The 18541-nt window shown below is 64.9% G+C and carries 24 protein-coding genes and 1 riboswitch; of the genes, 16 read left to right on the forward strand and 8 right to left on the reverse strand.

Annotated elements, in window-relative coordinates; all coding sequences use genetic code 11:
• Nucleotides 1–22 precede the first annotated feature (22 nt).
• Complete coding sequence (locus RY1_RS12970) at nt 23–874, forward strand: NUDIX hydrolase (protein WP_072803970.1); 852 nt, start codon at nt 23–25, stop codon at nt 872–874.
• On the opposite strand, the gene thiE is transcribed toward RY1_RS12970, so the two are convergent.
• A complete protein-coding gene (gene thiE / locus RY1_RS12975) occupies nt 863–1555 on the reverse strand; it encodes a thiamine phosphate synthase (protein WP_072803971.1) in 693 nt (230 codons plus the stop codon). The two genes, RY1_RS12970 and thiE, sit on opposite strands and share 12 nt — an antisense overlap.
• A 25-nt stretch (nt 1556–1580) precedes the next feature.
• Nucleotides 1581–1693: riboswitch (TPP riboswitch) on the forward strand.
• Between thiE and thiO the strand changes: the two genes are divergently transcribed.
• The 7 genes from thiO to RY1_RS13010 all read left to right on the forward strand — a co-directional run bounded on the left by thiO (nt 1693) and on the right by RY1_RS13010 (nt 7889).
• On the forward strand, nt 1693–2763 hold the full coding sequence (thiO, locus tag RY1_RS12980; protein ID WP_072803972.1) for a glycine oxidase ThiO: 1071 nt from the start codon (nt 1693–1695) through the stop codon (nt 2761–2763). (Overlaps the previous riboswitch by 1 nt.)
• Nucleotides 2760–2957: a sulfur carrier protein ThiS gene (thiS, locus tag RY1_RS12985; RefSeq protein WP_072803973.1), complete on the forward strand. Its 198-nt coding sequence runs from the start codon at nt 2760–2762 to the stop codon at nt 2955–2957. The genes thiO and thiS overlap by 4 nt, the downstream gene beginning before the upstream one ends.
• 1 nt (nt 2958) lies before the next feature.
• On the forward strand, nt 2959–3711 hold the full coding sequence (locus RY1_RS12990) for a thiazole synthase (protein ID WP_072803974.1): 753 nt from the start codon (nt 2959–2961) through the stop codon (nt 3709–3711).
• Between the two features lie 94 nt (nt 3712–3805).
• Nucleotides 3806–4750, forward strand: a complete 945-nt coding sequence (locus tag RY1_RS12995; RefSeq protein ID WP_072803975.1) for an ABC transporter ATP-binding protein — start codon at nt 3806–3808, stop codon at nt 4748–4750.
• The gene (locus tag RY1_RS13000) at nt 4750–5547 is read left to right on the forward strand and encodes an ABC transporter permease (RefSeq protein WP_072803976.1); all 798 of its coding nucleotides are present in this window, start codon (nt 4750–4752) and stop codon (nt 5545–5547) included. The genes RY1_RS12995 and RY1_RS13000 overlap by 1 nt, the downstream gene beginning before the upstream one ends.
• Nucleotides 5548–5571: 24 nt before the next feature.
• Nucleotides 5572–7050 carry a M28 family peptidase gene (locus RY1_RS13005; protein ID WP_072803977.1) on the forward strand — a complete coding sequence of 493 codons (1479 nt, stop codon included), beginning with the start codon at nt 5572–5574 and terminating at the stop codon, nt 7048–7050.
• A 32-nt stretch (nt 7051–7082) separates the two neighbouring features.
• Nucleotides 7083–7889, forward strand: a complete 807-nt coding sequence (locus tag RY1_RS13010; protein WP_072803978.1) for an adenylate/guanylate cyclase domain-containing protein — start codon at nt 7083–7085, stop codon at nt 7887–7889.
• Here RY1_RS13010 and thiD read toward each other — a convergent pair.
• Complete coding sequence (thiD, locus tag RY1_RS13015) at nt 7851–8705, reverse strand: bifunctional hydroxymethylpyrimidine kinase/phosphomethylpyrimidine kinase (RefSeq protein ID WP_072803979.1); 855 nt, start codon at nt 8703–8705, stop codon at nt 7851–7853. The two genes, RY1_RS13010 and thiD, sit on opposite strands and share 39 nt — an antisense overlap.
• Nucleotides 8706–8971: 266 nt before the next feature.
• Between thiD and RY1_RS13020 the strand changes: the two genes are divergently transcribed.
• The 3 genes from RY1_RS13020 (at nt 8972) to RY1_RS13030 (ending at nt 10550) form a co-directional block, all read left to right on the forward strand.
• A complete protein-coding gene (locus tag RY1_RS13020) occupies nt 8972–9304 on the forward strand; it encodes a GNAT family N-acetyltransferase (protein ID WP_072803980.1) in 333 nt (110 codons plus the stop codon).
• Between the two features lie 86 nt (nt 9305–9390).
• Nucleotides 9391–9720 (forward strand): GNAT family N-acetyltransferase, encoded by a 330-nt coding sequence (locus RY1_RS13025; RefSeq protein WP_072803981.1) that lies wholly within the window; start codon nt 9391–9393, stop codon nt 9718–9720.
• Between the two features lie 260 nt (nt 9721–9980).
• Nucleotides 9981–10550 (forward strand): hypothetical protein, encoded by a 570-nt coding sequence (locus RY1_RS13030; RefSeq protein WP_072803982.1) that lies wholly within the window; start codon nt 9981–9983, stop codon nt 10548–10550.
• On the opposite strand, the gene RY1_RS13035 is transcribed toward RY1_RS13030, so the two are convergent.
• Genes RY1_RS13035 through RY1_RS13045 form a run of 3 tightly spaced genes read right to left on the reverse strand, consistent with a single transcriptional unit; the run spans nt 10520 to nt 12866 of the window.
• Nucleotides 10520–11320, reverse strand: coding sequence for an exodeoxyribonuclease III (locus tag RY1_RS13035; protein ID WP_072804047.1), 801 nt, complete (start codon nt 11318–11320; stop codon nt 10520–10522). The genes RY1_RS13030 and RY1_RS13035 overlap by 31 nt on opposite strands.
• A gap of 10 nt (nt 11321–11330) precedes the next feature.
• Complete coding sequence (locus RY1_RS13040) at nt 11331–12269, reverse strand: N-acetylglutamate synthase, CG3035 family (protein ID WP_442972251.1); 939 nt, start codon at nt 12267–12269, stop codon at nt 11331–11333.
• 3 nt (nt 12270–12272) lie between these two features.
• A complete protein-coding gene (locus RY1_RS13045) occupies nt 12273–12866 on the reverse strand; it encodes a peptide deformylase (RefSeq protein WP_072804049.1) in 594 nt (197 codons plus the stop codon).
• 287 nt (nt 12867–13153) lie between these two features.
• On the opposite strand from RY1_RS13045, the gene napA reads away from it, so the two are divergent.
• The 5 genes from napA (at nt 13154) to RY1_RS13070 (ending at nt 17346) form a co-directional block, all read left to right on the forward strand.
• Nucleotides 13154–13483, forward strand: coding sequence for a nucleoid-associated protein NapA (gene napA, locus RY1_RS13050; protein ID WP_072803983.1), 330 nt, complete (start codon nt 13154–13156; stop codon nt 13481–13483).
• Nucleotides 13484–13516: 33 nt separating this feature from the next.
• Nucleotides 13517–14050, forward strand: coding sequence for a LytR C-terminal domain-containing protein (locus RY1_RS13055; RefSeq protein WP_174565371.1), 534 nt, complete (start codon nt 13517–13519; stop codon nt 14048–14050).
• A gap of 93 nt (nt 14051–14143) precedes the next feature.
• Nucleotides 14144–14836, forward strand: coding sequence for a superoxide dismutase[Cu-Zn] (gene sodC, locus RY1_RS13060; RefSeq protein WP_245819637.1), 693 nt, complete (start codon nt 14144–14146; stop codon nt 14834–14836).
• Nucleotides 14837–15970 (forward strand): glutamate--cysteine ligase, encoded by a 1134-nt coding sequence (locus tag RY1_RS13065; protein WP_072803986.1) that lies wholly within the window; start codon nt 14837–14839, stop codon nt 15968–15970.
• 38 nt (nt 15971–16008) lie between these two features.
• Nucleotides 16009–17346 (forward strand): phosphatase PAP2 family protein, encoded by a 1338-nt coding sequence (locus RY1_RS13070; protein WP_084727385.1) that lies wholly within the window; start codon nt 16009–16011, stop codon nt 17344–17346.
• Here the strand turns inward: RY1_RS13070 and mnhG are convergent.
• Genes mnhG through RY1_RS13085 form a run of 3 tightly spaced genes read right to left on the reverse strand, consistent with a single transcriptional unit; the run spans nt 17315 to nt 18539 of the window.
• The gene (gene mnhG / locus RY1_RS13075) at nt 17315–17653 is read right to left on the reverse strand and encodes a monovalent cation/H(+) antiporter subunit G (protein WP_072803987.1); all 339 of its coding nucleotides are present in this window, start codon (nt 17651–17653) and stop codon (nt 17315–17317) included. The genes RY1_RS13070 and mnhG overlap by 32 nt on opposite strands.
• Nucleotides 17650–17907 carry a monovalent cation/H+ antiporter complex subunit F gene (locus RY1_RS13080; protein WP_072803988.1) on the reverse strand — a complete coding sequence of 86 codons (258 nt, stop codon included), beginning with the start codon at nt 17905–17907 and terminating at the stop codon, nt 17650–17652. The genes mnhG and RY1_RS13080 overlap by 4 nt, the downstream gene beginning before the upstream one ends.
• Nucleotides 17904–18539, reverse strand: coding sequence for a Na+/H+ antiporter subunit E (locus RY1_RS13085; RefSeq protein ID WP_174565378.1), 636 nt, complete (start codon nt 18537–18539; stop codon nt 17904–17906). Before RY1_RS13085 ends, RY1_RS13080 begins: the two co-directional genes overlap by 4 nt.
• Between the last annotated feature and the right edge of the window lie 2 nt (nt 18540–18541).

Raw genomic sequence — 18541 nt, forward strand, 5'->3', positions numbered from 1 at the left:
CCGGTCACCTAAGGTGTTGCGTATGCGCGGCGACGGTGACGGGTGGGTAGTCGGAGAGAACGGCACGCGGCACTGGGGCAAACACGGAGCCGCGGGCCTGCTGCTGCGCGCTCCGTCCCCGGACGGCACGCCGACGGTTCTGCTGCAGCATCGCGCGTTGTGGTCGCACCAGGGCGGGACGTGGGCGCTACCGGGCGGCGCGAAGGACAGCCACGAGAGCAATGTGCACGCGGCGGTACGTGAGGCGGACGAAGAAGCGGGGATCGGCTCCGACCGCCTGCACATCAGGGGCGAGAAGGTCACCGCACGCGTCGAGAGCGGCTGGTCCTACACCACGGTCGTCGCCGACGCGGAGAGCCGCCTGGTGACCACGCCGAACGGCGAGAGCACCGAGCTGCGCTGGGTCCCCGAGGAGATGGTCGACGAGCTTCCGCTGCATCCGGGGTTCGCGGCCAGTTGGCCTGCCCTGCGCACCACTCCACTGCGGATTCTGCTCGACACGGCCAATGTGCTGGGGTCGCGGCCGAACGGGTGGTGGCGTGATCGCAGCGGTGCCACCGGTGAATTGCTTGCCTCGCTCGCCGAAGCTCTGCCTCGCACCGTCGAACTGCCCGGCGGCGATTTCGGATGGCTCACCTGCATCGAGGCAGTGCTCGAAGGTGAGGCGCGAGCAGCTGTCTTCGACGACGCACGCGTACCGGTCATCCACGCGCCGGGCAGCGGCGACGACGAACTCGCGCGCCGCGCCGAAGCCGCCGTCAGCCTCACCGCTCTCGTCACCGCCGATCGTGGTCTGCAGCAGCGGCTACCGGAGTCGGTTCACGTGCTCGCGCCGTCGACCGTGCTCTCCTGGCTCGACCGATCAGCCTCGTAGCTTCAGCGACAGCTCGCGCGCTGCGGCCTGCGGATCTCGTGCCTGGGTGATCGCGCGGACGACGACGATGCGTGTGCAGCCCGTCGCCAGCACCTCGTCTACGTTGCTCACGTCGACGCCGCCGATCGCGAACCACGGACGCGCCGGAGCCGCTTCGGCCGTGCTGCGCAGCAGGTCGAGGCCCGCTGCTGTGCGGTTCGGTTTTGTCGGAGTCGCCCAAACCGGGCCCGTCGCGAAGTAGTCGACGCCGTCCTCGATCGCCGCCAGGCTCGCCTGATTGCGGTTTTGCGTCGATCGGCCGATGACGACGTCGTCACCGAGGATCTGACGGGCGTAATGCACCGGCAGGTCTCCCTGACCGAGATGGAGAACGTCCGCTCCCGACGCCAACGCGAGGTCGGCACGGTCGTTGACCGCGAGCAGAGCCCCGTGGCGCTTGGTTGCTGCCGACAGAACGGCCAGCGCAGCGAGCTCGTCCTTGGCCTCCAACGGCCCGAACTCACGCTCGCCTGCCGAGTTCTTGTCACGAAGCTGGATGATGTCGACGCCGCCGGACAACGCGGCTTCGGCGAACTGAGCGAGATCGCCGATTTCGCGCCTGGCATCGGTGCACAAGTACAGGCGGGCGGAGTTCACACGCTCGCGCGCAGTCTCGTTTCGGGAGCTCTGGGTGGGATGCACACAGCAAACGGTAGTCTGTCGATATTCGTAGATACACGGGAGTCCTGGGGTTCGCGGGGCTGAGAGTGGACACGCCCGTCCTTACCGTCAATACCTGAACCGGATCATGCCGGCGCAGGGAGTGAGGTGGTAGACAAATGCCCGAAACCCTGGCTGTGGTGGGCGGCGGTGTCATCGGGTTGGCCGTCGCCGCGCGGGCATCACGTGAGGGCTGGTCGGTGCGCCTGTACGACCCGTCGATCGGATCGGGTGCGTCGTGGGTGGCAGGTGGCATGCTCGCGCCGCTGTCCGAGGGGTGGCCGGGTGAGCACGAGTTGCTCGCGTTCGGCGCGCACTCGTTGGCCAGATGGCCGGAATTCGCCGCGGCACTTCCCGGGCCCTCGGTGTTCTCCGCGACCGGGTCCCTGACCGTCGCACTGGACGCCGCCGATGCAGCAGATCTGAAGACGATCGCCGAATGGGTCGGTGAGCAGGGCCACGACCTCGAGATCCTCGGCCGCGCGCAGGTACGCGAGATCGAGCCGTCGCTGGCCCAGAACATCCGCCTCGGGCTGCTCGCACCCACCGAACTCGCCGTCGACAATCGGGCGCTGGTCGGTGCGCTTCGGGAAGCCGCCGCCGACGTCGAATTCGTGCCCGAGGCCGTCGACGACCTCGGTTCGCTGAAGGCGGACCAGATCGTGCTCGCCGCGGGAGCACACTCCGCCGCAGTGCTGGCCGGCGTCCAGGTACGGGCGGTGAAGGGCGAGATCCTCCGGCTGCGACGACGCCCGAGTGCCTCCCCGTCGCCCACTCGCACCATCCGCGGCAGCGTCCACGGACGCGCCGTCTACCTGGTGCCGCGCGGCGACGGACTGGTCGTCGGCGCAACACAGTACGAGTCGGGTCAGGACACACAGGTGACCGTCGCCGGCGTGCGCGATCTCATCGCCGACGCCGAACGGCTCATGCCCAGCATCGGTGAGTACGAACTGCACGAGACCGCAGCAGGACTGCGCCCCATGAGCCCGGACGGCCTGCCCCTCATCGGAAGAATCTCCGAACGCGTCATCGTCGCGTCGGGGCACGGACGCAACGGAATCCTGTTGACGCCCATCACCGCGGACGCTGTCTCGGCGCTCCTCGCCGGCGACACACTTCCCGAAGCGAAGGCTGCAGATCCAGCCCGATTCGAGCCGGCACCACTCGAGAAAGTCAGGAACAAGTGATTACCGTCAACGGTGAAGACCACGTTCTCTCCGAACAGCTGACGATGCGGCAACTGCTCGTCCAGCTGTCCATGCCCGAGAAGGGAATCGCCGTGGCCGTCGACGGCATGGTCCTTCCCAAGAGTCGATGGGACACGACGACCGTCGAAAAAGGCTGGACCATCGACGTTCTCACCGCAGTGCAGGGTGGTTAGAGTGAGCGAAGTGTTGAAGATCGCGGACAAGGCGTTCGATTCCAGGCTCATCATGGGCACCGGGGGAGCGGCGAATCTGACGGTGCTGGAAGAGGCACTGATCGCATCGGGCACCGAACTGACCACTGTCGCGATGCGCCGCGTCGACGCCGCCGGTGGGACCGGAGTCCTCGACTTGCTGCGCCGGTTGAACATCGCGCCCCTGCCGAACACCGCGGGCTGTCGCGGCGCCGCCGAAGCGGTTCTCACTGCGCAACTCGGTCGTGAAGCGCTCGAAACCGACTGGGTCAAGCTCGAAGTGATCGCCGACGAGCGAACCCTGCTGCCCGACGCCATCGAACTGGTCAAGGCCGCCGAACAACTGGTCGACGACGGTTTCCACGTGCTCCCGTACACCACCGACGATCCTGTCCTCGCGCGCAGGCTCGAGGACATCGGCTGCGTCGCCGTCATGCCGCTCGGTGCTCCGATCGGAACGGGACTCGGCATCTCCAATCCCCACAACATCGAGATGATCGTCGAGGCCGCAGGCGTCCCGGTCATCCTCGACGCGGGCATAGGGACTGCGAGCGATGCAGCATTGGCGATGGAATTGGGCTGCGACGCAGTTCTTCTCGCGACGGCCGTCACCCGGGCGAAGGACCCGGCGCTGATGGCGTCGGCGATGCGCTCTGCCGTCACCGCTGGATATCAGGCACGCCGCGCCGGGCGGATACCGAAGCGGTTCTGGGCGCAGGCGAGCTCGCCCACCTAGGGGGCCGTAGGGGTGTGGGTCATCCGAAAGGATGACGGAGGTCGCGACTCGCGGACGATGTGCAGGGGCCCCTTCGTCGTGGACAGTGAGTCCCATGATCGAAGTAACGGGACTGACCAAGCAGTTCGGTAGCACCAAGGCGGTCGAGGATCTGACCTTCACGGTGAAACCGGGCATCGTGACCGGCTTCCTCGGACCGAACGGGGCCGGCAAGTCGACGACCATGCGGATGATCCTCGGCCTCGACCGCCCCACCAGCGGCACGGCACTGATCGAGGGCAAGCCGTACAACCAACTCAAGCAGCCACTGCGCACCGTCGGCGCCTTGCTCGACGCCAAGTGGGTGCACCCCAACCGCTCGGCACGTGCACACCTGGAATGGATGGCCGCATCCAACGGAATTCCCAAGTCGCGCGTCGACGAGGTACTCCGGCTCGTCGGACTCACCGACGTCGCCAAGAAGAACGCGGGCGGATTCTCGCTGGGAATGTCGCAGCGGCTCGGTTTGGCAGGCGCCCTCCTCGGTGATCCGAAGGTCCTGCTGTTCGACGAGCCGGTCAACGGCCTCGACCCCGAGGGCATCGTCTGGATCCGCAAATTCATGCAGCGTCTCGCTGCCGAAGGCAGGACCGTTCTCGTATCGAGCCACCTGCTCTCCGAGATGGCGCAGACGGCGGAACATCTCGTCGTGATCGGACGCGGCAAGCTGATTTCCGATTCGTCGGTGCAGGAATTCATCGATCACGCATCCGAGGCATCGGTCCGGGTGCGGAGCCCGCAGCTCGACGCTCTGCGCAGTGCATTGACATCGGCAGGTCTGACGGTGCGTGAACCCACCGGAGCCGACGAGTTGCAACCCGCGCTCGTCGTGGTCGACTCGACGACGGAGGCGATCGGCGACATCGCCGGGCGCGCCGGAATCGTTCTGCATGAATTGTCCTCGCAGCGAGGATCTTTGGAAGAGGCGTTCATGAAGCTCACCGGAGACGATGTTCAGTACCACGGTGCAGGCGCCGAGGTCATGGGAGGTGCACTGTAATGAGTGTCTTGGCAGCAGAACGCATCAAGATCACCTCGACCAAGTCGCCGTGGTGGTGCACCGTCGCGATCGTCGTCCTCGGGCTCGGGCTCGGCGCGATCGTCGGAATCACCTCGAAGATCGGTCTCAACTCCTACAACGATCAACTGGCACAGGGCAAGACGCCCGATTACGATCCGTACCTGCCGTCGGTCTACGACGCCGTCGGAAGTGGTGTCGGCGGATTCGGTGTGATGGTGCTGATGATTCTCGCAGCGCTCACCGTCACCAGCGAGTACCGCTTCGGCGTCATCAGGACCACGTTCCAGGCAATTCCCAATCGCAGCGCGGTGCTGGTCGCGAAGGCCGCCATCATCGGAGTCTTCGGACTCGTTCTGAGCTTCGTCCTCGGTCTCGGAGCCTTCTATCTCGCGAAGACGTTCGCCGGCGGTGACGCCGGAAAGCTGCTGAGTTTCGACGTCGACGGCACGTGGCGCGTCATCTACGGAACTGCCATCCTCGCGTTCCTTCAGGTAGTGATCGCAGTCGGAGTCGGCGCATTGCTCAGGCAGTCCGCCGGTGCCATCGCGCTACTGTTGCTGTGGCCGTTGGTCATCGAAAGTCTCTTCGGGCTGTTCGGCTCGTTCGGCCGTGCCGTCCAGCCGTTCCTTCCCTTCGCCAACGCCAGCCACTTCCTCGGCTCGGACGGCGGGATCGATTTCCACTGGGGACCGATCGGCAGTCTGATCTACTTCATCGTCTTCACCGCGATCGTGTTCGGTGCCGCACTGTTGGTGGTCAATCGCCGAGACGCCTGACCAGGTAGCCGCTAGCATGCATGCATGCGACGGATGACCCTACTTGCAAGCTTCGCAGTCGGCGCACTCGTACTGGCCGGTTGTTCGTCGTCTTCGGATGACGAGCAACCGGCCAGTTCTGCACCCACGCCGGTTGCGACGCCCGACGGGCCTGGCCTCGCCGATGCGGTGACCGAGGCCGCGGTGGTCGGACACCTCGAACAACTCGAACGAATTGCAATCGACAACAACGGAAATCGGGCCGCGGGTACCTCCGGGTACGACGCCAGCGTCGACTACGTCGTCGACGAACTCGAATCTGCCGGGTTCGAAGTCGAGACACCGGAATTCGAATTCGATCAGTTCACCGCCGACACCCAATCGCTCTCGGCGCCGGACCGACAGTTCCAGGTGAATGCGCTGACGTACTCCCCGTCCACGCCGGGCGACGGCCTCACCGGAAGAGTCGTGCCCGCGCCCAAGGACGACTCACCCGGTTGCGAGGCAACCGATTACACCGGGCTCGACCTCGCCGGTGCAGTCGTCGTCGTCGATCGTGGTGTGTGCCCGTTCGGCCAGAAGCAAACCGTCGCAGCAGATCTCGGTGCCGCGGCCGTCCTCGTGGTCAACAACGAACCCGGCCCGCTCGACAGTGGAACTCTCGGCGGAGCGGACGTCGCACGTATACCCTCCGGTGGCGTCAGTCAGGAGGACGGACCCGCCGTCGCAGCAGCACCCGAACTGACCTTGACGCTCGACACCGAAACGACCACGACCAAGAGCCGCAACGTCATCGCGCAGACCAAGACGGGAAACGCGGAGAACGTCGTCGTCGCAGGCGCGCATCTCGACAGTGTCCCTGAAGGTCCTGGAATCAACGACAACGGCAGCGGCACGGCCGCAGTGCTGGAGACGGCACTGCGGATGGGTAGCGAACCCGACGTCACCAACGCGGTGCGCTTCACGTTCTGGGGTGCCGAGGAGCTCGGACTCGTCGGATCCACCAAGTACGTCGAGGGGCTGAGCGAGACGGACAAGGCGAACATCGCGTTGTATCTCAACTTCGACATGATCGGCTCGCACAACGCCGGTTATCTCGCCTACGACGGCGACGACTCGGACAAGGTCGGGGAGCCCGCAGGTCCGCCCGGATCGGATGCGATCGAGCGCGTCTTCGTCCAGCGACTGCAGCAGGAGGGCATCGCTGCGGAGGGGACCGATTTCGACGGTCGATCCGACTACGGCCCCTTCATCGAGGTCGGGATCCCGGCGGGCGGTGTGTTCAGCGGAGCCGACGAGACCAAGACCCCGGAGCAGGCCACGAAATGGGGCGGCACCGCGGACGAGACGTTCGATCAGAACTATCACACTGCCGAGGACACGCTTGCCAACGTCGACCGAGCGGCACTGGCCGAGAACGCATCCGCCGTCGCATACGGAATCGGCACGTACGCGCAGTCCGTCGAAGGCCAGGACGGAGTCCCGGTGGGCGCCGCACGAACGGAGGCTCGTTCGGGAGAATGAGGTATGTGTGACCGTCGGTTACCCTTGAATCCGTGAACTCGTACGTGACGTCGGCGATCGATTGGGTGCGGAGTGTGAACCGAAGCCCCGCATTCGTCGCTGCCGTGCGCAAGGTTCGGCGAGTGCTACCGGGTGATCCGTCGTTCGGTGATCCCTTGTCGATGGCAGGTCCCGGCTCTGCTCTCGCAGTCGCTCGCGTCGCCGATCGGTTCCTCGACGACGAGTCGGGCGCATCACGCGAGATCGGTCTCGGAGCACTGCAACTGTGGCAGGCGGTGCTCGAAAGCACCGGCCGCGGCCGCGGTGAACGCGATGTCACCATCGTCTTCACCGACCTCGTCGGCTTCTCGACGTGGTCGCTTCTCGCAGGCGACGCAGACACGCTGACGCTCCTTCGGCGGGTGTCGCGAGCGGTCGAACCCGGCATCGACGTCCACGGCGGGCACGTGGTCAAGCGTCTCGGCGACGGCGTGATGGCCGTCTTCCATCGGCCGGAGAATGCTCTGCGCGCCGTCCGGGCGGCGCGCGTCGCGCTGGCGGAGGTGGACATCGACGGCTACACACCGAGGATGCGCGTCGGAATACACACCGGAAGCCCGAGGCAGATCGGTTCGGACTGGCTCGGCGTCGATGTCACCGTCGCCGCCCGGGTCATGGAGACCGGCGGAAACGGCAATCTGATGATCTCGCAATCCTCGCTGGAGCGAATGCCGCCCGGCACTCTCGAGGAAATCGGTCTGTCCGCACGGCCGTATCGAAGGGGCTTCTTCGCCCCGAAGCTCAACGGGGTCCCCGAGGATCTACGTATCCTGCGGCTCGTGGAGTCTCCACAGCGGTGACACAGGGCCGTGTCCGGCGCCCAGGTCGTACGACGCGGCCAGGCACCGGGTCACCCATTCCTTCGCGAACGCAACGGCGTCGGGAACGGAGTAGCCGTTGGCGAGGGCACTGGCCATGGCCGCGGCGAGCGTGTCCCCGCCGCCATGATCGTTTCCGGTGTCGATGCGTGGGCTGCTGAACTCCTGGAAGGTGTCACCGTCGAACAGGATGTCGGTGCTCTTCTCGGACGTGCGCAGGTGGCCGCCCTTGACGAGTGAGTACTGGGCACCGAGGGCATGCAGCGCCTCGGCAGCCCGGCGGGCCGATGCGTCGTCGACGACGTCGATGCCGGTGATCAGCTTCACCTCGTCGAGGTTCGGGGTGACGATCGTGGCGATCGGAAACAGTGTGGTGCGGATCGCGTCGAGCGCTTCCTCGTGCAGGAGGGGATCGCCGTGCATCGACGCGCACACCGGGTCGACGACGAGCGGGATCGAGCCGTTCCTGCCTATCCCGACCTCGGTACACGCGGCCGTCACCGCCTCGATGATGGCCGTCGACGCCAGCATGCCCGTCTTCGCCGCACCGATGCCGATGTCGCCGACCACGGTCTTGATCTGGTCGGCGACGACGGACGGTGGAATCTCGTGGAAGCCGCTCACGCCGACAGTGTTCTGCACGGTGACGGCAGCGACGGCGACACACGCGTGGACGCCGCACATGGCCATCGTTCGACTGTCGGCTTGGATTCCAGCGCCTCCTCCCGAGTCGGTTCCGGCGATGGTGAGCGCACGGACAGGGGTCGACCCGTTGGGTGTCAGCGGTAGGAACTTCACGAAAGGTGACAGTACCGGCTGAGGTGGAGCACCCCGCGACAGATGCGGGCACCGGTGTGAATGTTGTTGCATCACAACAGGGGTGGGGTTCGACTATGAGGGGTACCAGTCTTTGTGGCGCACCGGGGTTGTGGACCTACGGAACCGAAGGTTTGTTGCTACAAACGGGTGACAACTACCCCGCCCCACTGTTTAATAGTGGTGTAGGTCACATGTAAGTCACGGTGGATTCACTCCATCGGGTATTTCGGTAAAGGAGGTGACGGATGCTTGCCAGTAGTCCCAGTGCTGATGTCTCCATCAACAAAGACCAGAACCGCTTCGAGTTGAGACTCAACGGCGATCTGGTTGGAATCGTCGGCTTCTACGAGTTCGAAGGTCAAACCAAACGTGGTTCACGGACGCATGTCGTCTCGTTCATGCACACCGTCGTCACCGAAGACTTCGGTCATCAAGGACTCGCGGCGATCCTCGTTCGGCGAGCTCTCGACAGCGCGCGGTCGTACGGGTGGAAGGTGAAGCCGGTCTGTACGTACGTTCAGCGCTTCCTCGCCGCGAACCCCGAGTACTCCGACGTCGTCGTTCCTCTGGACAAGTAACGATTGCAGCTCGGGGCTGCGTCGAATTGCTATCCGACTCTGCCGTTCCATCGACGTGACGGCAGCTCGGCTGCTCTTATGGTGACATGGATCACATTCGTACAGAGCCCCTGTCGCAGGTGGACATCACCTCTTCGGTGCACATCGAGGACAACTGCGCACACAGCCGGTTCGACCTCTTTCTCGGCGACGAGCTTGTCGGCATCCTCGGATATCGCGACGCCGACGACGGGGCCATCGCCTTCATGCACACGGTCGTCAAAGAGGAATACGGCGACCGCGGATGGGCCGGCGTATTGGTCCGGGGCGCGTTGAACACCGCGCGCGATCGTGAATGGCGGATCGTTCCCATCTGCACCTACGTGCGCCGTTACCTCGCGAGAAACCCTGAGTTTCTCGACCTCGTCGCCGACTGATCGCCCACCCTCCCCGTTTCTCCCGCCCTCCTCGTTTCACGCAAATGCACGTGCGTTTGCGTGAGGGGTGTGGGTTTTCCCTGGTTGGCACTCCCGCGCCCTCCCGTTGCGCGCAAATGCATGTGCGTTTGCGTGAGGGGTGTGGGGTGGGGGCGGGGTGGGGCGGGGCGGGGGAGAGCACTGCTCTTGCGGTTGACCGCTGCATTGGTGAATACTGCTCACACAGGAGAGCGCCGCTCTCCGTACGTGGAGGGTGGACCATGTTCGTGATCACAGGAATTCTGTTCGTGCTCTACGCGGCGCTGCGGCCGTATTCGGTCGAGACAGGGGTCGCAGGCGCAGACGCGTTCGCGTCACCGTTGTGGGTGGTGGCCCATGTGTGTGCGATGTTCGGGTTCGTGGCCCTCGTAGTGGCGGTCAGGAAGGCAGACGAGTTCGCGGCGGTAGTGCTGGGGCTCGGAGCTGCGTTGGTGTTGCCGTACTACGGCGCCGAGACGTTCGCACTCAACGCACTGGGATCCGAAGCGCAGAGCACCGGAAACTACTCGCTGATCGATCTGGCCGATCCCATTCGTTTCGGACCGACCCAAATAGTGATGTTCGGCGCCGGATTGATTCTTGTCGCGGCCGGGGCAGTGTTGTTCGCCAGAAGGGTCGGCAGCTGGCAGTCGGCTCTGTTCGCGGCGGGATTCGTGCTGTTCCTGCCGCAGTTCTTCGCTCCGCCGTGGCTGCGGATCGCGCACGGACTGCTCATTCTCGTCGGAGCCGTCGCACTGGCGCTGCAGCCGGGCAGAACCCGTCAGGAAATCTCGACGACGACGGGAGCGTGATCGCTGGCGCCCTTGCCCTTACGCTCGTCGCGGTCGATCGACGCGCCCGTGACGCGAGCGGCGAGTGCCGGTGACGCCAGCGCCATGTCGATGCGCAGGCCCTGCTTCTTCGGGAATCGGAGCTGCGTGTAATCCCAGTACGTGAAGGTGCGCGGCTCGGGTGTGAACTGACGGGTCACCTCGGTGAAGCCAGCCTCGGTGAACGATTCGAACGCATCGCGCTCGGGCTGGGATGTGTGCGTCTTGCCCTCGAACAGTGCGGGATCCCAGACGTCGTCGTCGGTCGGCGCGATGTTCCAGTCGCCGACGAGTGCGATCTGGGCTTGCGGATCGGACGAGACCCATGCCTGTGCGTCGGCGCGTAGCTTGGCCAACCACTCGAGCTTGTAGGTGTAATGCGGGTCGGCGAGCTCGCGGCCGTTGGGGACGTACAGGCTCCACACTCTGACGCCACCGCACGTCGCCCCGATGGCCCGAGCCTCGCTGACGGCCTCGACCTCGGGGTCCTTGCTGAAGCCCGGCTGGTCCTCGAAGCCGATCTGCACGTCCTCCAGACCGATGCGTGAGGCTATGGCCACGCCGTTCCACTGACTCAACCCGACGTGGGCGACCTCGTAGCCGATCTCGGTGAACCGCTCGTACGGAAACTGTGCGTCCTTGCACTTCGTCTCCTGCATCGCCAGCACATCGACGTCGGACCGGCCGAGCCAGTCGACGATCCGATCCTGACGAGAGCGGACGGAGTTCACATTCCAGGTAGCCAATCGCACGGCGATCACCTTACTCGAGTGCTCCGACAGGCTCCGCGTACCGATAGCGATGGTGCTCGAGGAATCCGAGACCCCGATACATCTCGATGGCTCCGGTGTTCGTCGCCGACACCTGCAGGTACGCGTGGCTCGCGCCCTGCTCACGGCCCCACGCGACGAGTTCTCCGCAGACTCGTGTCCCGAGTCCGTTGCGGCGGTGGGCCTGTGACACCTCGATCGCGGTCAGGCCGACCCAGCGTCGACCGTCCGGCGACGACGTCACCGCGCCGCGGCCGATCGCGAGAATCTCCGACGCCGAGCTGCCGATCCGAGCGAATCCGAGTACACCGTCGCGCACCGAGGAGATGACCTCCACGGCGTCGTCGGGCACTGAGCGGCCGCGGTAGCGATAGAGCCCGAGCCAGTCCTCGTCGGGGGCATCGGAGATCACCGACACCGACTCGGCAGGCAATTCCAGGCGTGCGATGTCGGCGGCCATCACGAGGGTTTCGTCGCGCGTCACCCAACCAGGAGGTACCGAGCCCAGCCGATCCGGCAGCAGAAGTACTGCAGGCAGGCCCCGCGCGTCCAACCACTCGGCGACGGCAGCCAGAGATGCTTCGGATGCATGCGGGGCCACCGGTACCGCTGAATTGGCTCGGCCCGTGAAGCCGTGTCCGGCGCGCAGTAGCCAACCGTCGATCTCCGCGAGTTCGATACCCGGCCAGCCATCGACGGCGGCGCGTTCGAGTGCTCTGATCTCGGACGTCCGGATCGGCCGCGGACCCAACGCTTTGAGCGCGACGACCCGATCCGGATACACCCGCACGACGCGGCCGTCGGTCGCTCGCACGGCGACGACCGAATCGCCGCTCTCGATCAGCTCCCCGATCACGTCTGTCATCGGATGCGAGTGACCGGGTGGTAGCCGGTAGCGCATCGTGACGCGAGTTCCGACGGCGATGCTCACGATCTAGTCGACCTCGTGGCCGAACGGATCCTCGACGGTTCCGGGGATCCAGGACAGGCCGGGTGTGCCCCAGCCTGCACGTTTGATGGCCTTCTTGGCTGCTCTGGCGTTGCGGCCGATCAGCACGTCGACGTACAGAAATCCGTCGAGGTGCCCGACCTCGTGTTGAAGCATGCGCGCGAAGAAGCCCGTGCCCTCGATGTCGACGGGTTCTCCGTCGGCGTCGGTTCCGGTCACACGCGCCCAGTCGGCACGGCCCGTCGGATACTGCTCGCCGGGTACGGAGAGGCAGCCCTCGTCGTCGTCCTCGGGATCGGGCATCGTCTCGGGGATGGCCGACGTCTCGAGTACGGGGTTGACGACGACGCCCGTGCGGCGGACGATCTTTCCGTCGGGTCCCTGGGCCGGGCAGTCGTAGACGAACAGGCGAAGCGACACGCCGACCTGATTGGCGGCGAGTCCTACGCCGTTCGCCACGTCGAGTGTTTCGTACATATCCGCGATAAGGTCTGCGATCTCGGCGGGCGATTGTGTGACGGGTTCGGTCGGGGTGTGCAGCACCGGGTCGCCGACGATCCGGATCGGAAGAATTGCCATGGCCTCGAGAATAGTGGCGGCTGCGTACGGCCTCGACACTCGGTGACCGACGCGACTCGCCGCAACCACCGCGAGCCGCTCGGAAGCCGTGCTCACCATGGTTGAATGGGGATCGAAGAACACGTGTGTAATTCGCGTCGAACCTGCCCGCCTGCGGGTGCGTCGAATCGGGGTCGAGGGGGGCCGGCTGAGCGACATTCAGGCATACAGGCGGAAAGCACAGTACGGCGCCAGCAAGGCAAAAGAGTGGGACCCGCCAACGCGGGTCCGAGAAGTCGAGGAGTGAGATGGACGGCGCAGCAGCGCGTGACTCGAACCAGTCTCAGCAGTCGGGGAGTTCCGAGAACGTCAACGAGGTCGGGGCCGACGGCCTGACTCGTCGTGAGCACGACATCCTGTCCTTCGAACGTCAGTGGTGGAAGTACGCAGGCGCGAAGGAAGAGGCGATCAAGGAACTCTTCTCCATGTCGGCTACTCGCTACTACCAAGTTCTCAATGCGCTCGTGGATAGGCCCGAATCCTTGGCGGCAGATCCGATGCTGGTCAAACGCCTTCGCAGGTTGCGGGCCAGCAGGCAGAAGGCACGGGCGGCTCGCAGGCTCGGCTTCGAGGTCTAGGAGCCCGGCGCCGATCAACTAGTGTCTTCGACTGTGAGCAGTCCAAATCCGGAATCGTCCGGCCCTCCGCTCCGCGCTCTGGCAATGGTCTTGATCTCGCTTGCGATCTTGTTCGCGGCGATCGGTGCACTGTCTTTGACCGGTTCGGACGACACCGACGATGCAGCGTCCGAGCAGACGACGAGCGAGGTCGAGGCCGCTCCGGCATCGTCGACTGCCGCGCAGGCACCGCCACCGGCGAGTGCCGCGACGTCCGCACCCAGTTCCGCTGCGCCTACGACGTCGGGCGCCGCCGGGGATGTCGACGTGCGTGTGCTCAACAACAGCAACGTGTCGGGACTTGCCGCCGACACCGCGGCGACCCTCACGAGCGAGGGTTGGACGATAACGGAGACGGGCAACTACAGCGCAAGCCAGGTCCCGTCGACGACGGTGTACTTCGGATCGGCTTCGGGCGCGCAGGCGGCGGCGCGTGAGATCGCCCAGCAGATCGGTGCCACCGCGGAGTCGCGGCCCGCCACGTTGTCCGAGTTCGGGGACGGCGTGATCGTCATGGTCACCGAGTGAGTTTCTCGTCCGCAGCCCTGTGACGCGCTGGTACTACCGGGCATAGTTATGATCGACGCAACTTACGCACAAGCCTCAGAAGGAGCATTTCCCATGGCACCGACCAGTTCAGCCCGAACAGCGATCCGGTCCTGGCGCCTCGCGACTCCGGTGATAGCGCTGGCGGCCTTCGGTCTGGTTGCGTGCACGGCACCCGAGACGCCGTCCGACGTGGCCGGCACGACGCCTCCCGTGTGGACCGGCAAGGAAGATCCGAGCGGACACGGCGTGGCAGCCGATGCGCCCGAGGGCACTGTCGAGGCCGAGTTCGAGAACGCAGCGGGAACGTCCGTCGGAACGGTCTCCTTCGTCGAGGAGGGCGATCACCTGGTCGTCACCGTCGAGGCAGAGGGCCTGACGCCAGGATTCCACGGTCTGCACATTCATTCGGTCGGCAAGTGCGAGGCCAATTCCGTCGCCCCGACCGGCGGTGAGCCGGGAGACTTCCTGTCCGCAGGTGGTCACCTTCAGGTCGACGGACGCACCGAGCACCCGGCGAGCGGGGATCTGACGTCGCTGCAGGTGAAGGAGGACGGGACGGCAAGTCTTGTCACGACGACCGACGCCGTCACCCTCGACGACCTGCGCGCCGACGGCGGACGTGCCGTCGTCGTGCACTCGGGACCGGACAACTTCGCCAACATCCCGACCCGCTACACGCTTCCCGACGGTGCCGCGGTACCCGACACGACCACTCTGATGACCGGCGACGCCGGTAGTCGCGTCGCATGCGCGGTATTGCAGTAGGTGGACGTTCCGCGAATTCACTTCGAGAGTTCCCCGCGCCCGACGCTGGGCGTCGAGTGGGAGATCGCGTTGGTGGACAAGGAATCTCTCGATCTCGTCAACTCGGCTGCCGACGTCATGGACGGCGTCACCGAGTTGTCGGGCGCGCAGCCTCCGCGCGTGACGAAAGAACTGCTGCGTAACACCGTCGAATTGGTCACCGGTGTCTGCGAGAACGTCGGCGAGGCCATGGACGATCTCGGTGAATCGCTCGATCTGGTTCGCCGAGCTGCGGATCCGCTCGGTATCGACCTGTTCTCGGCAGGCACGCATCCTTTCGCCGAGTGGTCCACCCAGGTTCTGACCAGATCCCCGAGCTACGACGAGCTGATCGCGCGTACTCAGTGGTGGGGACGGCAGATGTTGATCTGGGGTGTGCACGTCCATGTGGGAGTCTCGTCCCCGGACAAGGTCTTTCCCATTCTCAACTCGCTGCTGCTGCAGTACCCGCACCTGTTGGCGTTGTCGGCGTCGTCGCCGATCTGGGCGGGCTCGGACACCGGATACGCCAGCAACCGGGCCTTGATGTTCCAGCAGTTGCCGACGGCCGGATTGCCGTTCCAGTTCGAGGACTGGGCCCAGTTCGAAGGTTTCGTGCGCGACCAGATGAAGACGGGTGTCATCGAGCAGTTGGGCGGAATGCACTGGGACATTCGTCCAGCACCCAAGTGGGGGACCATCGAGGTTCGCGTGTGCGACGGCGCATCCACCAAACGCGAGCTGGCAGCGCTCGTTGCACTGACGCATTGCCTCATCGTGAATCTCGACGACCGTCTGGAAGCAGGCGAGAGCCTTCCGAGCATGCCGCCGTGGCACGTTCAGGAAAACAAGTGGCGCGCCGCGCGCTACGGTCTCGACGCAGAGATCATCCTCGACTCCGACAGCAACGAGCGCCTGGTCACCGACGACCTGTTCGATCTGCTCGAGAAGCTGATGCCGACGGCCGTTCGGCTCGGGTGCGCCGACGAACTCGCCTCGGTGGCCGACATTCCGCGCCGCGGGGCGTCGTACCAGCGTCAGCGACGTGTCGCGGCCGACACGGGCGGGGATCTTCGCGCGGTCGTCGAATCCTTGGTATCCGACCTTCGGGCATGACCTTGTCGATGTAATCGTTCGTTCACTTTCCGTTTACTATGAACGGCGTGCTGCAGTGGGATGAACGGTCGTCGCGTGAGGAAGCCGAAAAACCCAGAACTCTGACGAGCTTCGGCATCGGTGCAGCGGTCGTCGCGCTCTTTCTCGGCTCGCTGCAGATGGTGGCCTCGTACAAGGGATTTCCCGGTCCACTGCCGAGTCTGTGGAACGACTTCTTCGGCACCCCGAAATCCATGGCGATTCCGTGGGGCGGACTTGCACTGGCGTTGGTGGGAGTCAACGCCCGTGTACGAGTGGTGGCGTTGTCCGCTGCCGTCGTGATCGATGTTGTCTGTGCGCTGATCCGACTCGAAGCCGGACACTCCTTCTCGATCGGTAACGGCGCGATCATCGTGCTGGTGGGGCTCGGTGCCTACACCCTCTACCTGCGCGACGCCGGCGGCCTGAAGGCGGTGTGCCTCGGCGCCCTGCTCATTCTCGCCACCAAGGCAGGCGACGCATGGCTGCACATCACGACCCTCGTCCGCCCGTCCGTTCTCGACGAATACGCACAGGTCGCCGATCATGCTCTCGGCAATCCCTCCTGGATCGTCGGCTCCGGACTCGCCGCGCTCGGTCCGATCGTGCCCGCGGTCCTGCACTGGGTCTACATTCAACTCCCGGTGGCGGCGATCGCCATCGCGATCTACCAACTCCGAGGGCTCACGACGGGACGAGCGTGGCCGACGCACTATCTGGTCCGCACGTTCCTGCTGATCGGTCTGGTCGGGCCCATCTTCTACATTCTGTTTCCGGTCGTCGGGCCGATGTTCGCATTCGGGCCGGACGGCCAAGGGTTTCAGGTCGGGAACTTCTGGCCGACGCACGTGCCGTTCGATCTGTCGCCGTCGGGAATCGACTTCGACGCCGTGACCCCGCGTAACTGCATGCCGAGTCTGCACACGGCATGGGCGTTGAGCCTGTTCATTCATTCGCGTCGCGGTCCGTGGTGGCTGCGTCTCGGCGGGACAGCATGGTTGGTGTGCACAGTGGCCGCCACGCTCGGCTTCGGGTACCACTACGGCGTCGACCTGGTTGCGGGCGTTGTTCTGTGCCTGACACTCGAGTCGACTCTGCGTGACCCCGAGCGGGGTTGGGACGCAGCCCGGATTCGTCTGGTTGCGTACGGCTCGACGGTCATGGCGTTCCTGCTGCTGAGCTACCGCTACCTCGCCGTGCCGTTCGGGACCTATCCGGAACTGTTCGGTCCGCTGATCCTGATACTCATGGGTTCGGTGGTCGCGATGTTCTACGCAACCTTCTTCGCTGCGCCGGGCACCGCGATGGCCACGTGGGGTGGACAGGTCACTCCGACTCGTCCGGCTCCATCTCGTTGACGATCAGCAGTCCGTCGCGACCACGCTGTTCACGGTAGGCGACACGTCCGACGGTGTGTGCGATGACGGGTGCCGTGACGAGAGTGAACACCCCGACGAGCACGAGCATCCAGATGTCGACATTTCCGCGTAGTTCGATGACAGCACCGGTGAGTACCAGAACGAGTCCGACCACCTGCGGCTTGGTCGCTGCGTGCATACGCGAGAGCGTGTCCGGGAACCGGACGATCCCTACTGCGGCGGTGAATGCGAGCACCGCGCCCAGCAGTATGAAGATCGCCGCGATCACTTCGAGAACAGTGTTCATTCGTCCCTCACCCGGAATCGTGCGACGCTGACGGATCCGACGAAGCTCACCAGAGACAGTGCGACGATCGACGGAACGATCGTGGTGTCGAGGCTGTAGACCGACCACACCGCCAATCCACACATCGACACCGCGAGGATGGTGTCCATCGCGACGAGACGATCGAGTGTGCTCGGGCCGTCGAGCAACCGGAATGTCGTGATGACGGCTGCGGCCACCAGAAGAATGCCTGCGATCGAGAGGACGATCGTCACTTCCAGTTCCCCTTTCTCTCGTCGTCGATCTTCTTGTCGTCACGGCCCTCGTGCGGGGTAGCGACGTCGTCGCCGAGTACACCGTGATACCGCTCGTACTCCTGGAAGTGCAGCGGACTCGGTTTCCAGTCGCTGTCACGCTCGAACGCGGCGATGAACAGTTTCTCGAGCCGACGAACCGACCGATAGAACGCGTCGACGGCTTTCTGGCTGCCCATGTCGAGCACGTGCACGTAGACGAGACGGCGGGTCTGATCGATCTCGAGCACCATCGTCCCTGGAATCAGATTGAGCGCATCGACGCACAAGGTGAGCACCAGATCGGATTTGATCGCAATCCTGCACCGCAGAACCCCGGTAACCGGCGGTGCCTGCGGACGTACCGCGAGCCACGCGACGCTGACACTGGATTCGGCTGCGTAGTAGAGGAATACCCCGATGAGCTTCAGCAACGAGAAGAAATGAATACGTCCCTCGACGGGGACCTTCGGAAGCGGAAGCAGGACCATGATTCCTGTGCCGACGGCAATTCCGCCGAGGACGTTGGCGGGGCTCACATTGCCCCACAACAACACCCACACCGCGGTGAGCCATCCCAGCGTCCACAGACGAAGCAGCAGAAAGCGGTTCAGAT

The organism is Rhodococcus yunnanensis NBRC 103083 (genome assembly GCF_001895005.1).
Classification (GTDB): domain Bacteria; phylum Actinomycetota; class Actinomycetes; order Mycobacteriales; family Mycobacteriaceae; genus Rhodococcoides; species Rhodococcoides yunnanense.